The 16,700-nt window shown below is 61.2% G+C and carries 6 protein-coding genes; 5 read left to right on the forward strand and 1 reads right to left on the reverse strand.

What is annotated here, in order from left to right; genetic code table 11:
* Positions 1–280: 280 nt before the first annotated feature.
* From L1Z78_RS05600 to L1Z78_RS05620, 5 genes are all read left to right on the forward strand, one after another.
* Positions 281–4,780 (forward strand): choice-of-anchor U domain-containing protein, encoded by a 4,500-nt coding sequence (locus L1Z78_RS05600; protein WP_234640568.1) that lies wholly within the window; start codon positions 281–283, stop codon positions 4,778–4,780.
* A 263-nt stretch (positions 4,781–5,043) separates the two neighbouring features.
* Entirely contained in the window at positions 5,044–5,727 is a 684-nt protein-coding gene (locus tag L1Z78_RS05605; protein ID WP_234640569.1) for a hypothetical protein, read from the forward strand.
* 1,637 nt (positions 5,728–7,364) lie between these two features.
* Positions 7,365–10,316: an Ig-like domain-containing protein gene (locus tag L1Z78_RS05610; RefSeq protein WP_234640570.1), complete on the forward strand. Its 2,952-nt coding sequence runs from the start codon at positions 7,365–7,367 to the stop codon at positions 10,314–10,316.
* Between the two features lie 107 nt (positions 10,317–10,423).
* A complete protein-coding gene (locus L1Z78_RS05615; RefSeq protein ID WP_234640571.1) occupies positions 10,424–14,545 on the forward strand; it encodes an RHS repeat-associated core domain-containing protein in 4,122 nt (1,373 codons plus the stop codon).
* A gap of 585 nt (positions 14,546–15,130) precedes the next feature.
* Positions 15,131–16,287 (forward strand): IS3 family transposase gene (locus tag L1Z78_RS05620; RefSeq protein WP_234640572.1). Its coding sequence is split into 2 segments (ribosomal slippage): positions 15,131–15,377 and positions 15,377–16,287, totalling 1,158 coding nucleotides; the frame shifts between segments, so codons are not numbered across the junction.
* Between the two features lie 42 nt (positions 16,288–16,329).
* On the opposite strand, the gene L1Z78_RS05625 is transcribed toward L1Z78_RS05620, so the two are convergent.
* Positions 16,330–16,614, reverse strand: a complete 285-nt coding sequence (locus tag L1Z78_RS05625) for a hypothetical protein (RefSeq protein ID WP_234640573.1) — start codon at positions 16,612–16,614, stop codon at positions 16,330–16,332.
* Positions 16,615–16,700 lie beyond the last annotated feature (86 nt).

Consider the following 16,700-nt stretch of genomic DNA (forward strand, 5'->3'; position numbering starts at 1 on the left):
GCAGGTGGGCGCGGATGGGGTGGATCTCCCTGGATACGGGAGGTCCCGGCTTTCAGTCAAGCCGGCGTTGCGTGGCAGGCCACAGAAGCACCGAATCAGAATCGTCCTATTTTCCAGTGAATGCCAGACAAATTCAAAGAGGGGGCTCCAGGGAGCAATGGCTCTTGAAAAATAGGACCAGTCCTATTTCTGCTGCCTGATTGGTTGGTGAATGGGTTTGATGCCGATAGATGTATTCAATAGAATGCCATCCCAATGAATAAAGGGAGTCGGAGGGCCTATGAGCTGGAAAGGCATGGGAAAGCGCGTGTCCGGATGGATGGCGTTGCTGGTCTGCATGGTGTTGGCCATTGGTGGCTCCATGGGCATGGCCTTTGCACAGGCCGCCGACGCGGTATGCGCCGAAGTCCGTATCGTCATCGAGCAAAAGCTTTCCCTGGAGCGCCAGGCATTCGATGCCAGGATGGTGATCACGAATGGACTTTCGGACCAGAAGCTGGAAAACGTCAGCATCACGCTGCAATTCCTGGATGCGAACAACAATGTGGTGCAGGCCACCACCGACTCCGCAGCCACGGGCGCCCGTTTCTTCTATCGCACGGACGGCATGGAGGGCATCGGCTCGCTGGCTGGTGGCACGATCGCCCCCAAGGCCGTGGCCAATGTCCGCTGGCTGATCATTCCGGCCGCCGGCTCGGGCGGCCGCAATCCCCAGGGAGAGATCTACTACATAGGCGCCAGGGTCACCTACACCCTGGATGGCAAGACCGATACCGTGGACGTGGCGCCGGAATCCATCGTCGTGCGGCCCCAGCCGGAACTGGTGCTGGACTATTTCCTGCCCCGTGATGTCCCCGGCGACGATGCCTTCACCGCCGAGGTGGAACCTTCCGACCCCTTCACACTGGGCGTGCGCATCAGGAACAGTGGCGCAGGCACCTCGTACAAGACCCGGATAGATACCGCCCAGCCCCGGATTGTCGAAAACCGGCAGGGGCTTCTTGTCAATTTCCAGATTCTGAGCGGCTATGTCGATGACGCACCGGCGGGCAAAAGCCTGTTGCTCGACTTTGGAGACATCGCGCCGGGATCGTCCAGAAACGGCCGTTGGAACATGGTTTCCAGCCTTGCCGGAAAATTTGTCGAATTCACGGCCGGATTCACCCATGCGGACTCTCTGGGCGGGGCGTTGACCTCCCTGATCAGGAGTGTCAACACCCATGAGCTGATCCGTGATGTGCGTGTGGATCTGCCAGGGCGGGACAAGATCCATGATTTCCTGGCCAAGGATGGCGATGTCTTGCGCGTCTATGAATCCGATGGCGTGGATACCGAGGTCAGCGATCAAAGCCGTTCCGCGCAATTCAAACCCTCCGGCGCAACGGCAAGCCTGCAGTTCAACCCTGTCGCCAACGGCATGGCCTATGCGCGCGTGCCCGACCCTTTCAAGGGCGCCCGGCAGCCCCATCAGGTGGTCCGCTCCGATGGCTATCCCCTTCCTGCCGAGAACATCTGGCTCTCCCGTGAGCGCAATGAGGACCTGGGCTGGAGCTACTACCTGCATCTCTTCGACGTGGACACCACGGGCCACTACACCATCGGCCTGGCGGCCGGCGAGGCGCAGGCCAGCATTGCCGGCACGGCATTCGATGATCGCAATGCCAACGGCCTGCGCGATGCCGGCGAACCCGGCATCCCCGTGCTTGAAATCAAGCTCACCGGCACACGCACCGGCACCGGGGAGTCGGTGCTGGCCACGGCGCATACGGACGCCCGGGGCCAGTTCCGCTTCGATGGACTGCTACCGGGCAGCTATGCGCTTTTGGCGGCCGTCAGCGAAGGATTGGTCGATGGCGCAGCCCTTGCGGGTACTGCGGGCGGCCAGTCCGCGCCGGGGCGGATCTCGGGCATCGCCCTGACTTCGGGCACGGCGGCGACCGGATATCTTTTCGCAAAGCGTTCGGCCACGGCCATCGGTCCTGAGCCGGAGCCTCTGGCCGACGTCGGCGTCACCTTGGCCGCGGCGCCCGCCTCCATCGCGCGTGGCGGTACCTCCACCGTCACCATCGCGGCACGCAATGCCGGCCCGGCCCTGGCGGCCGGCACCGTGGTCCATGTGGACCTGCCGCAAGGGCTGGAGATCGCCAGCCATTCGGCGGCGACCGGCAGCTATGCGCAGGGCCGCTGGAACCTGGGCGATCTGGCCAAGGACTCAGCTGCGACACTGGTGCTGCAGGTACGTCCTGAAGCAAGCGCCGACGCCAGGGAGTTCCTGCTGGCCGTGCGGATCGGCGCGGCCACCCGCGACTCCGTCACCGGCAACAACGTGGCCAGTACCCTGCTGCGAACCGAGCAGGAGGCCTCCGTAGCCGCCTCGCAGACTCTGGATCAGGGCCTGCGTGTGTTGGCCTATGCCGCATGCGGCACCGATACCGCTTGCACGGACGCCAAGCGCCAGGCCCTGGAGGATCTGCTGGCGCAGGCCGATGGCACGGTGCAGTTGGCGGTCACGCCAGGTGAACTCCGCAAGGCCTTGCGTGCCGGTGACTTCAGTGCGCTCTGGCTCCATGGATCGGTGGATGACCTGGCCGCTTCCCAGATGGAGGAAGTGCGGGCCGCCGTCTACCGCGGTGCCTCGCTGGTCATCGATGGCGCACCGGGCGCATTGCCGGACACCCTGGCCGACGTCTGGGGCGGCAGCCGTTCAGGCCAGCCACTGCCTGCTGGGGGCGCTGTGCGCCTGGGCGATGCAGCGCTGGCCCTGCAAGGCCAGGCCTGGGCGTTGCAGAACGAGGGCGCTGGCTCGGAACTGGCCCGCTATGGCACAGGGCAGACCGCTGCGTTGGGCGTGGCCCACGGCAAGGGCCAGGTGCTGGTGATCGGCTTCGATGCCCTGGTGCAAAGCGCGGTTGCGGCTTCGTGGAAAGACTGGACCAAGACCCGCTTCAGTGCTTTGGTCCCGCCTGTGTCCGAGCCCATGCTGGCGCAATCCGCCGTGCGCGTCAGAACCAGCATCGCCAACCGCAGCACGCAAGCCATTGCGCTGGAGCAAGCCATGACCCTGGCCAGCGGCATGAAGCTGCGCTCGTCCTCGCCGCAGGCAGTGGTCGATGGTGATCAGGTCAGGTGGTCCCTGGAGCCTGCTTCCCAGGCCGAGCTGCGTGTGCAGGCCTGGTTGAACCTGCCAGGCACCTCGCTGGCCACCACGGTCGAGACGCAGTTGCGCAAATCCGGCGACAAATCGCTGGTGGACAGCTGGTCGCAGCCGGTCGCCGTCATCGCAGAACCTCAAGCCGCCGCCAACACCCGGGCCGCAGTGGCTGCGCTGGCGCAGGCCACGGCAGACCAGCGGCAGGCCGTCGAGGCATTGCTGGGCCAGGCCAGGATCGCCATGGAGCAGCAAAAGCCGGCCCAGGCCCTTTCGGCCCTGGTGCAAGCCCAGCCCCTGTTGAGGGCGCTGCCATCCCACGGCACCCGGAATGTGGCTCTGCAATCGCTGGCGCAGTGGATAGGCCTGGTCGCCGCCCAGTGGCAGGAGGAACCCGCGCGGGATTGGACGCTTTCCATCGTGTCCGGCGACCTGCAGTCCGCCAGGCTGGAGCAGCCGTTTGCGCTGCCGCTGCAGGTGCGCCTGCAGACGGCTGGTGGCAACCCGGTGGCAGGGCAGGAGGTCACGTTCGACGCGCCCGCCAGCGGGGCCTCCGCACGCTTTGCCGGCGGCAGCCGCCAGGCGCGCGTGCTCACCGACGCACAGGGCCTGGCACGCAGCCCGGTGCTGACGGCCACTGGCGCTGCGGGTAGCTTCACCGTATCCGCCGGCGTCGAGTCCTTGCCCGGCGGCGTGCGCTTCACGCTGGCCAACCTGGATGGCACGGCGCCCGTGCTGCGCATCGTCAAGCTGACAGGGGATGGGCAGACGGCCACCGTGGGGACGGCCTATGCGGCACCCATACGTGTCAAGGTCACCGATGCGCAGGGCGCCGCCGTGGCCGGCCACGCCGTGGTCTTTGCGCTGCCGGACAGCGGAGCGAGCGCCGTGTTTGATGGCGGCACGCTCGCAGCGCAGGCCGCCACCGATGCGGCAGGCGTTGCCGCGTCGCCCGCTCTTCGCGCCAATGGACTGGCCGGCGCATTCGAGATGCGCGTGACGGCGGCCGGTGCGGGCGAAGCCTTGCGCGTATCCCTGCAAAACCAGGCCGCGCCTGTGGGCGGCAAGGATGTGACCCTGCCCACACCCAGCGGCTCCGGCACGCTGAAAGCCTCGGTGACGGGGGGCGGCGCCAACTGCCGCTTCAACCCGGACAAGACGGCTGTACGCAAGCCCGAAGGCTGGCTGCCGCTGTTCAACGTGCTGCTCTTCCCGCATGGCGTGTTCGACTACGAACTCACCGGTTGCGACGTCGGCAGCACGGTCACGGTCACCACCGAGTGGCCCAACCTGTTCGGCATCAGCAGTTACCTGAAGTACGGGCCCACCCCCCATTCACGGGGCCGCAGCATCTGGTACGCGCCCAGGAACCTGTCGATCAACGGCAACCGCATCAGCTACACCATCACCGATGGCCTGTTGGGCGACGACGACCTGCAGGCCAATGGCGTCATCAAGGACCCGGGCGGCCCCGTCATTCAGTCCGGGCCCTTGCCTGAGGATCAGTTGACGGCGGTTCCTGGGCTGGAGGCAGCGGGCCTGGCGCTGTTGTCCGCTCTCATGGCTTTGGGCGCCCGCCTGCAGCACAAGCGCCGGCGCGCCGCCCGTGCAGGTGCGGGGATGGATGCATGAAGCTGCTCCGTCTTCCGGGCGCTGGCCTAGCGCATGCACTGGCGGTGTGCACAGCCGTCCTGGCGGCTGCGCCATTGCAGGCGCAGACCGGTGCTGAGTCGCAGTCCTGTCGGGCAGACGCACATGCCATACGAGACGCGAGCGCCGCCAAGTCCCCTGTGACGTGGCCCCGTCAGGCGCCACCTCTGGCGTTGACTTCTTCCTGCTGGATGAGCCCGGCCGAGTGGCGGCAGCGCCTTGTTACCCCTGGCGCGCAGGCGGCCATGCTCGTTGACGTGCGGCCGGCGCAGCACCGACGCGCATTGCCCGTCACGCAGGCCATGCAGATGGATTTGCCGGAGCTGCAAGGCAAGCGCTTTCTGATGCAGGAGGAAGTCATCCTGCTGGGCACCGGGTTGGACCATGCGGACCTTGACGCCGCATGCCGGCAATTGCGCAGCCAGGGCTTTGGCCGTGTGAAGGCCTTGCTGGGCGGCGCGGTGGTGGCCCTGCATCCCACGGCACTGGCCAAGCTGCAGGACCTGTCCGCCAGCGACTGGATCGCCAGCCTGGGACAAGGCATTGAATGGACGGTGCTGTCCCTCAGCAAGGCCTTGGATGCGTCGCCTGTTGTGCAGTCACCCGTTGATGAACAACAAACGCACCGGCTGGTCGCCACACACGATCTGGCCATCCAGTTAAACGCTCTGGCCAGCCGCAAGGCACGCGGCGACCAGCCAGGAGTCTCCGCATCCCGGGCCTTGGTGGTCATAGCCGACGCTTCGACGGAGCCTGAGTTGCGTGCCCGGTTGGCAATGCAACAGGCCTCTTTGGGCCACCGGCCTGACGCAGTGCCCGTGTACTGGCTGCTGGGCGGCTGGCAGGCCTATCAGGCCCAGGTGGCGAGCATGCAGGCCATCGGGACAACAGCGGGCCACCGGCTTCAGGCGGCATGCGGGCGGTTTTGAAGAACAACCTAAAAAATTGTGAGGGAGAGATGTTGATGCAGAAAAAATCAGCCATCGTGCCTTGGGTGTTGAAATTCTTTTTTAGCATCTGTGCCGTCGTGAATGAGTTACTGGCTCCTTCTTTGAAAATAATGAACGCCATTGCTGTATCAGGTGTTTGTTTATTTGTTTTCCGTATGCGAAAGTGTTTTCGTGATTGGCTGGTTTTTCTGCTGATTTCAGTATCTGCAGTTGCCGGGGGCGCCGGGCAGGGGATTGATACAAGCCTCAAGGGGGATGATGTTGCGGCAGGTAAATTTCCCATAGGTTTCGAGTTTGAATATTTCGGAAGAAAGTACTCTGAATTTTATGTGACAACGAACGGTTTGATAAGTTTTGACACAAAAACCACTGAATATGCGAATTCCTGTCTTCCCAAATTGTCCCTGGGAGACACCATTTTTGTTTATTGGGATGATCTTCGTACGGATGTTTCTGGTCAGGTCGGTGGAATGGTTCATTACCTTACATTGGGGGAAGCGCCGAGAAGACGATTGATAGTCCAATGGACGAACATGTATTTCTATGGCACCAATCTGCCGATGGGGACCTTTCAGGTAGTCCTGCATGAAGAAACCAATGAAATAAAGTTTCAATATAGATATTTGCTGGGAACGGAAAGCAACGGAAAATCTGCGACGATAGGCGTCCAGGGACGGCAGGGCGAAGGAATCGAAGTTGGATGCAACAAGGAAGATTCCATTCGTGCTAGACAGGGTCTTTCATTTGTCCCGGGTGCAGACGGTAGCTTGTCCAGGCAGGACAGTGAGTACGATTTTGTTGACATCTCTGGACTCACGCTTTCAGCCCCTTCAGCACAAGCCATCTTTACGAACCAGTCGCCGAAATGGAGTTGGAACGCCTTGGGGGCAATGAACGCCTATGAGGTGGAAATACAGAACGAAAAAAATGAACTGGTTCATGGCGAAAACGTAGGAAACGCATTGGAATTCACTTGGCCTACCGGATGGGTTAATGGGCAAGCATATCGAATCAGAGTTCGTGGAAGCATCAATTCTGGCGGAACCTGGGAAGAATGGTCTGAATTCTCAGAGCCGGTAAAAATCGACCTGGATCCGCCTGAAATATCCGCGCGCATCATCCAGAAGGATTCAGGCAAATCGGCCATCGCTTACAAAGTCGTGGATCGTGGCTCCATGCCAAAAAATGGGCTGGTTAAGATTTCGCATGATGCTGCCCATGCAAACCCGATAGTGGATCAACTCGCCGAGGCTGGGCAAGCAGAAATTCCATTCGACTTCTCGAAAGAGGAAAGTCAAATATTCGCAAAATTGATCTTTCCAGATGCCGCAGGCAACACTGCCGAGACCGACATCGTATTCGATATATTGTCAGCGCCACTCATCACACAGCCATCACAAGGCACGGCAGTCAGCCTGCCTGCATTGCATATCTCTGGGATTGCCAAAAATAGCCGGGTCGTATCCATATTTCTGAATGGCAATGAAATCGCATCCAATGTCCCTGTGGAAATTGACGGAAGATTTTCATATGGCCCGCACAATCTGGGGACAAGGGGAGAACACACCCTTTTCGCGGCCGGGAAAAATGGGGAAAACCTCAGCGGAGCCGGGCCCTTGGCAAAGTTCTCGTACATACCTGCACCGCCTCAGATCAGCGTAACTTTTGCCAAGGCAGCGCTGGCATCCAATGCCACCATACGCGAGCCTGGCGAACTGACAGTAACTGCTCAAAGCGTCATCGGCATCGCCAACATTAAGGCCACCATCAACGGCCTGCAGATCTTCGAGCGCAGCGGCGGCAATACCAGCCCGTTCAGCCACAGCCAGTTCATCGACTTTGCGCAACTGCCCAATGGCGTGCACCGGTTCGGCATCACCGCCACCGATGTGGATGGGGTCTCGGCCGTGCTGGACATCCCGTTCACGCTCAGCCTCAGCGCGCCGCCGGCCCCTGTCATTGCGCAGCCCGTCAACAACGCACAGGTGTCCACGCCGCAACTGGCCGTCTCCGGCACGGCCATGGCGGGCTCGCAGGTGCAGCTGTATCTGGGTGGCCAGGCCCTGGGCGCTCCTGTGGCCGCATCGGCCAATGGCAGCTTCTCCGGCAGCCTGACCCTGCCTTCCGAAGGTACGCACCGCGTCGAGGCCACGGCCAGCAATGCGCGCGGCACCAGCCCCAGGAGCGCGGCGGTTGCCGTGACCTATGCCATTGCGGCCCCGACGGTGAACTTCACCATGCCTGCCCAGGGCTCCACAGTGATCGGCAGCACCTCCGTGGGCGTTGCCGCCTCGGCACCGGACGGCATTGCCAAGGTCGATTTCTTCGCCAACGGCAGCCTGATCGGCTCGGCCACGCAGAGCCCGTACAGCATGCAGTGGGACACATCGGGCGCAGTCAACGGCGCATTCACGCTCAGGGCCGTGGCCACCAGCACGGCAGGCAAGACCGGCGAAGCCACGCGCGCCGTCACCGTCAACAACAAGCCGCCCGAGCCCGAGCAGCCCAAGACGCCCTATACGGGCACGGTCAGCTCCGTCAGCCCGGCGGTCTCGTATGGCGCGCAACGCGTCGTCATTGCCGGCGCCGCCGTGTCACGCGCCAGCGGGCAACCCATGCCCAACGCAGCATTGCGCATGGTGCTGGACATCTCGGGCTTCAAGCGGCGCATAGGCATCGCCACCGACGACAGCGGCCAGTACCGCTACGAATTCGTGCCCACGGCCAATGACAACGGCACCTACATCGTCTCCGTCATCCATCCGGAAGAGACCACCACCACCGAGCAGGGGCGCTTCACCATCAACCGCCTGAGCTTCGACCTGGCCAGCTACCAGCTCACCGCGCCGCGCGGCTTTGCCGCCAGCATCACGGTCAATGCGCGTGCCAGTGCGGGCACGGGCGCCACCGGCGTGCGGTGGGCCGTGGTTCCGGCACAGCAGCCCAGCGGCAGCCTGCCGCCGGGCATCAGCGTGGAGCCGGGTGCGCCGGTCAACGTGGCCGCAGGCGCCTCGGTGCCCATGGTCATCCGCTTCACGGGCAGTGCGTCGGCCGGTGAGACGGGCACCGTCGTGCTCACGGCCTACGCCAACGAGACAGGGGACACGCCCCGCGGAAGCTTCACCATCCACTACCGGCTGGTGCAGGCCCTGCCCGAACTGTTTGCCAACCCCACCTACATAGAAACCGGGGTACAGCAGGAAAAGACCGTCACCGAGAGCATCACCATCGGCAACCGTGGCCTGGTGGCAGCCCAGGACGTGAAGGTCCAACTGGTGGACAAGGATGGCAAGGCCGCGCCTTCCTGGATCTTCCTGTCCAGCGCCAGTCACATCGGCGCTGTGGACGTGGGCGCCCAGGTGCCCATCCAGGTCACGGCCAGCCCGGGCAAGGACGTGGCCGACGGCATCTACAACTACCGACTGCAGATCACGGCCAGCAACCAGGGCACGGGCACCATACCCGTCTCGGTGGCCGTCACGCAAAGCGGGCAGGGCGGGCTGAGCTTCCATGCCACCGACCTGTTCACGGAAACGCTGGACGCGGGCGGCAAGCCCATACCGGGCGTGGCCAACGTGCGCATCCGCCTGCAAAACGATGCCGTGCTCACCTATCTGCGCACCCTCACCACGGACGCGCAAGGCAAGGCCGTGCTCACCGACCTGCCGCCCGGCACCTACACCTACCGCGCCAGCGGCCCGCGCCATGCCGACAGGTCGGGCCGCGTCTTCGTGCGCCCGGGCGTCACCACCTCGGAGCGCGTGCACCTGCAGTACCAGACCATCAGCATCGACTTCAGCGTGACGGAAACCACCATCAAGGACGAGTACCAGATCACCCTGGAAGCCACCTTCCAGACCCAGGTGCCGGCCCCCGTGGTGCTGCTGGAACCTCTGTCCATCAGCCTGCCCGAACTGCAGGTGGGCGAGGAATTCACGGGCGAACTCACGCTGACCAATTACGGCCTGATCCAGGCCGACAAGGTCGTCTTCACGCCGCCGCAGTCCGACGAGTACTACCGCTACGAATTCCTGGCCGATATCCCCAAGACCCTGGCCGCCAAGCAGCGCGTGGTCATTCCCTACCGCATCACGGCCGTCAAGCTGCACCCGCGCAGCATGGGCTTCAGGCAGGCGCGCTCGGCAGAGATGGGGGCTGTGCAAAGCATCGTGGTGAATGCGCGCAATGCGGGCAGCTGCTCGTCCTATGCGCAGTGGGCCACGGCGGAATGTGGCTGGGTCTGTGCCAATGGAGAGGAGGAAATGCGCACCGTCTCTTCCACCTTCGGTCGGCTTGTCGGGGGATCTTGTGCTGGCTCTGGTGCAACTCCTCCTTGGCAGCCCGACACCAGATGCCAGGTGATCAACGGCCGTGAGTATTGCGGCCCAGGCTACCCGGGCTGGGGCGGGGCCGGGGGCGGTGCGCAAGGAACACCGCTGCCGCTGGCCCCCGAATGCACACCCGCCTGCCGTGGCCAATGCTGCGTTGGCGGTGGCACAGGCCCCGGTGGCGGTGGCTCGGGCGGAGGCGGCTCGGGAGATGCAGGAGGCGGAGGCAACTTCCGCTGAAGCGCAGAGCATTCACCATCCATCAACCGCGTCCGGGCATGGCCCGGTTGCAGGCCCTAGAGATGTATTCAACAAGGCAAACGATTCGCGAGATGAGAGGGAAAGAAATGAGAAACAGAAAACATGCTGTGCACGGCTTGCTGTGCGCAGTCCTGACGGCAGCGAGCGTGCTGCCATCGATGGTCAACGCGCAGGACTACTCCAGCCCAAGCGCCTTCACCCGCCCGGGCGATCCCGGCTACTCCCTCACCACCCAGGCCAGCGAACCCCAGGTGCGCTGGATCAATGGCGAATACACCGAAACCCACATCGACCTGCGCGTGCAGGTGCTGGGCGGCCCGCTGGACATCGTGCGCAGCTGGAGCCAGGGCCGCTGGTGGCTCAATCCCGCCTGGGCCCCGTTGAACTTCGAACTCGACCCGCTGGGCCGTGACGCCAGGATCATCGAACGCGCGGGCGTGCTGTACGAGCGCAGCGGCCAGGCCGACCTCTACATCGCCAAGGGCAAGAACAATGCCCCCGTCTTCATCAAGCGGTTGCCCGAAGGGGGCAGTGCCCAGAACCCCCTGGCGCAATGGCGCTGGTATGACCGCCTGGGCAACAGCATCGACTACGACGCACAGGGCCGCATCCTGGGCTACGCCAACACCAACGGCATCAACGTGCGCTTTGCCTATGACAGCGCCACGCGGGCCCGCATCCTCGACCACCATGGCGGCACCGTCTACACGGCCACCCTGGCCAATGGTCTTATCACCCGCATCGAAGACCGCGCCGGGCGCAGCGTCAGCTACCAATGGAATGGGCAGTTGCTTACCCAGGCCACCGACGTCATGGGCCAGCGCTGGAGCTACACCTACGACGCCAACGGCCAGCTCACCAGCCGCACCGACCCATTGGGCGCCCAGGTCACGGTGCAGTACAGCCAGAGCATTCCTGCCCCCGCACCGCTGCTCACCTTGGGCGCGGCCGGCAAGGTCCTGGACCCCACGGGCACCAGCGGCACCACCAGCAAGCTCGCCAACCTCTGGGGCGGTGGCCGGGTCGGCAAATTCGATGGACAGGGCTGTGCCTCCACCGGCAAGAACCAGTACCTGCGTGAGAAACGCCAGTTCCTCGTCACCTACCTGGACTGCCGGGGTAACACCACGGTCTACCTCTACGACAAAGAAGGCAACGAACTTGAAAGAACCTTCAACGGCAAGCCTGCAGCCAAAACTCTCTGGGACGGCAACTACCAGACCCGCGCCATCGACGCGCGGGGCCTGACCACCACCACCAGCTACGACTACAACTACCAGCCGCTGCAAATCATCCACCCGGACGGCAGCCGCGACCAATACGAATACGAGCCCGTGCGCGGGCTCAGGACCAAGCACATCAACCAGGGCGGCATCACCAGCATCTGGACCCATGACGACAAAGGCCGCGTCATCACCTGGACCCAGGCCCTGGGCCGGCCCGAACAGCGCACAACGCGCTACCAGTACGACAGCTATGGGCAACTGACGAGCCGCAGCACGGGCGCAGGCGACGGCAAGGGCGACGATGCTCGCACCACCAGCTACCGCTACGACAACAACGGCAGCTTGATCGAAGCCACGGATCCGCTGGGCCACAGCAGCAGCGCAAGCTACGACGCCAGGGGCCTGCCCGCAACGCAGACCGATGCCCTGGGCAACACCACCACGCTGGGCTTTGACGCTGCAGGCCGGCTCATCAAAGCGACCGACGCGCTGAATCAAACCACCAGCCACCAATATGACGCCAGAGGCAGGCGCACCCAGAGCACCAGCGCAGCGGGCCGAACAAAGCAAACCCGCTACGACCCGCAAGGTCGAGTCATAGAAACCATTGCCCCGGGCCAGACCCAAGGTGCAGGCACACGCATCACCTACGACAGCACCGGTCTGCCCCTGAGCACGACCAGCCCCAGCGGCCTCATCACCCAGATAACCTACGACAACCGGGGACGCATCGCCAGCAGCATCGATGCCGCAGGCAGCACCATCACCTACGCCTATGGAGAAGACGGCAGTCCCCAAGCAGGCCTGCTCATCGCCACGCAGTACCCCACGTACAAGGAAACCTACCAATACGACCAAAGCGGCACGCAGACCGCTGTCACCCAGCATCTGGCGAATCCCTCGACCCCGGACCAAACCCGCACCCAGCATCAGCAATACGACAGCCTGGGCCAACGCGCAGTCAGCATCGACCCGGCAGGGCGCACCACCATCTACGAATACGACGGCCTGGGCCGCGTCGTCAAAACCTTGGACCCGCTGGCCCAGGCCACCAAGCAGACCTGGAACGCCCACGACCAGCTCACCAGTCTGACCGACGCCAAGGGCAACACCCACCGCTTTGAATACGACAAGGCCGGGCGCTTGACAAAGGAAATCCGGCCTATGGGCGGAGCCATCCAGTACAGCTACGACGCCGCAGGCCAACTGACAAAACGCACGGACGCGGGCGGCAACACACGCAGCTACGCCTACGACAAGGCGGGCCGCATGGTCCATGAAGAACACCAGCTCAAAGGAACGGAAACAGACCAGCAGATCAGCTACCAATACGACGCCGATGGCCTGCTCACGGCCTACGAACAAAAGGACGGCCAGCAGAACCTGATCAGCAGCGCCACCTACGACAAGGACGCGCAGGGACGAACTACTCAGAACAAGATCACCTACGGCAAGGTGGACAACACGGGCAGCTTCAGCTTCACGGTGGGCCAAAGCTACAACGCGGACGGCCAACTGGCCGGCCATAGCTACCCGGACGGCAGTGCAGGCCAGTACAGCTACGACAAAGGCCGCCTGAGCCTGGTGACCCTGCCCGACCAGAGCCAGATCCGCTACGGCAACTACCAGTGGCTTACGGCCACCCGCATAGAAACGCCCGGCGCCACCAAGACCCTGAGCCTGGACGCCCTGCAAAGGCCGTTGTCCATTGAGGTCAAGAACGCGGCAACCGAACTGCTGGTCAGCCGCCACTACCAATACGACAAGGCCGGCAACATTACTCAGATCGTCAGCGACCTGGGCACAACCGAATACGGCTACGACAGCCTGGACCGGCTGACCAAGGCCGCCCCAAACCAACCGCTCAAGGACCTGGGCCTGCCCACGGAGCAATACCAGTACGACGCGGTACACAACCGCGTCTTCAGCGGCCACCAGGCAGGGCAGTGGCACTACAACGCGGACAACCAGCTCACGAGCTACCCGCGTCTGCGGCCCTTCGACAAAGCTGCGCAGGTCGTACAAACACAGGTGGAGTACACGCTGCAGGGCCATACAGCCAGGGAAAGCAGTGACAAAGTGGAACGAACCTACAGCTACAACGCCGCAGAGCGGTTGATCCGCTATGCCAGCACGGCGGAGGGCCAGAACACCCCGAGCATCGAAGCCCAATACCGCTATGACCCGTTGGGGCGGCGCATATCCAAAGAAGTCAAGGAAGGCCAAGCCACCAAGATCACCTATTTCTTTTACAGCGTCACGGGTCTGCTGGGTGAGATAAACGAACAGGAGGTAATGATGAAGGCCTATGCCTTCGATCCCCAGAAGGCGCAGCAGGGACAATGGAGCACAGACCCCATCTGGCAGGCGGAGGTCAACGAAGCGCAATTGACGAACAGGAGCAGCAGCGTTCATTATCTACATACGGATCATCTGGGAACGCCGGTGTTGGGGACCAGCAAGCAGGGGGCATCCACTTGGAAATCTGTGGCGGAGGCCTTTGGAGCGGCGGGAATATTGCCGCAAAATCTAGTGGAAGTTAATCTGAGATTTCCTGGGCAGTATTTTGACGTGACGATGGGTTTGAATTACAACTATAATAGAGACTATCAGCAGATTTCTGGCAGATATATGCAGCAAGATCCTATTGGATTGAGTGGTGGGTTAAATGTATATGGATATGCTTCTCAAAATCCAATTTATAGATTTGACACTTTAGGCTTGTCCGATGTTGGTGGCTGTCCCAGGTGTGAATACAAAGATAAGCCAGATGATTGCAAGTTAATATGTATTAGTTTGCCCGGAGCATGGGAGGTTGGTTGTTTTAGGTATGAATCTAGATGTGGAGGGTGGACTACAGTAAATTTCTCTTCAAATACATGGATTGATAGGCCATTTGCCATAGTTGGAATTATTTCATGTAAAGATTTTGATTTTCTAAAGAAATATCCTGATCCGAATAATCGACCGCCTCTTGCCTAATATAATGGTTGACAATGAATTACATAATTTATCTGATAATTCTTCCATTCTCGATAGGCCTGTTTGGCTATATTTCTTTGTGGGCATTGAAGTTCGGGATTTTATTTTGGATATTTTTGTTATTTGCATTAATTTTAATATCAATAAAAATTTTCGGAAAAAAAAGCTATTTATGTATTATTCCGATATGTATCGGTTTTTTTATGGTTGGAGTAGTTCCATTAATTTTGAATTGATGATTTGAGAAATTGAGAGTTTGTGGTTCTATTTTTTCAGCCTCGTGTAATAATCTTCCTCGAAGAAGCTGGACATGTCGTATCCCATATTCCCATGAAGCTGTTTATGAAACTGATCCGGGCTGGCTCGCCACATCCTGTTCATAGACTTTGCACAATTGCCTGACGGCGTACACAGGTTCGGCATCACGACTATCGATGTGGACAGGGTGGCCGCAGTACTGGACATTCCGTTCACACTCAGCCTCAGCGCATCAAGCGCCCCGTTCATTGTGCCGGCGTGACCTGCCCCCTCATAGCCGTACCAGTTGAATGGAAGTGAGGTCCGCCAACCTGGAGAATGACGGACATGAGGACGAGTCGATTTACCGAACAGCAGATCATTGGGTTCTTGAAGCAGGCCGAGTCTGGCCTGGCGGTCAAGGAGGTCTGCCGCCAAGGCGGATTCAGCGAACCCACGTTCTACAAGTGGCGTGCCAAGTACGGCGGCATGGAAGCCGACGAGGCCCGGCGCCTGAAGGACCTTGAAGTCGAGAACGCCCGGCTCAAGAAACTGCTGGCCGAAGCGCACCTGGACCTGGAGGCACTCAAGGTCGGGTTCGGGGTAAAGCGCTAGCCCCGCAAGACAAACGCAAAGCCATCGCCAAGATGCTGGAACACACCCAGATCTCTGAGCGGCAGGCTTGTCGTCTTGTGGGGCTGTCCCGAGATGCCTGGCGGCATCCACCGCAACCCGATGTAGACACAGTGCGCCTGGCTGAACGCATCCAGGCTGTCGCCATGGAGCGGTGGCGCTTTGGGTATCGCCGCGTGCACGACATGCTGCAGGGCAAGTTTCCTGGCATCAACCACAAGAAGGTGCTTCGCCTTTACCGCGAGCAAGGCTTGGCCCTGCGCAAGCGCAACAAGGGCAAGAAGTACCGTGGCGAGCGCACACCGCTGGTGGCTGCGACACGGGTCAATCAAACATGGAGCCTGGACTTTGTCAGTGATTCATTGAGCAACGGCAGGCGCATCAAGTGCTTGACCATTGCCGATGACTTCAGCCACGAGTGCGTGGACATCGCGGTAGATTTGTCGATGCCCGGCACATACGTCACCAGAATCCTTGAGCGAGCTGCCCGCTTCAGGGGCTACCCAGAGGCCATCAGGACGGACAACGGGCCAGAGTTCACCTGCAGGGCCTTCATGGCGTGGATGCAGGCACGAGGCGTTCAGCACATCCTGATTCAACCGGGCAAGCCAACTCAGAACGCCTACATCGAAAGCTTCAACGGCAAATTCCGGGATGAATGCCTCAATGAGGACTGGTTCGAGTCATTGGCTCAAGCGCGAGAGGCCATCGCCATCTGGCGTCAGGATTACAACGAGGTTCGACCACACGGGAGCATTGGACGGATCCCACCAGCCGCGTTTGCAGCCAAACACCGAGCCCAAACCTATCAACCACGGACGCAGGATCAGTTAACCTGCCAACCCTTGGACCTCTCTACGAATGATTGGTAAGGCGGCAGGGGGCAGGTCAGAGGTGATTTCATGATTTGGTTATTAAGGTGTTGCAACGTTGGCGTTGTCGTTTATTCCGTTTTTCTTGCTGCTGCCATGGGCTTGTTGCCCAACCATGCAGAGGGATTGTTGCTTGTTTTTGTGTCTGGCTGCTGTGTACTTCCATTTTATATTGCACATTTTCTTTCTGGTTTCTTGGTGGTTGCCATGGGAAGTGCTCAGAAATTCAAAACAACCTGTTGATTGACTGGCAATTTTTGCAGCGGCTGCGGCAAAGGCGCTATGCGCCAGAGTTGACCAGAGTGGTGCTGTACTTCTGGATGGCATGGGGTGCCGGTATCGCTGGTTTGGTGCTCAGCCTGTTCGTACGCGCGTTGCCTCCTTGAGGGCGGTGCACGGCGAGCCTGTCGGCT

Source organism: Delftia tsuruhatensis, assembly GCF_903815225.1.
Taxonomy (GTDB): domain Bacteria; phylum Pseudomonadota; class Gammaproteobacteria; order Burkholderiales; family Burkholderiaceae_C; genus Comamonas; species Comamonas tsuruhatensis_A.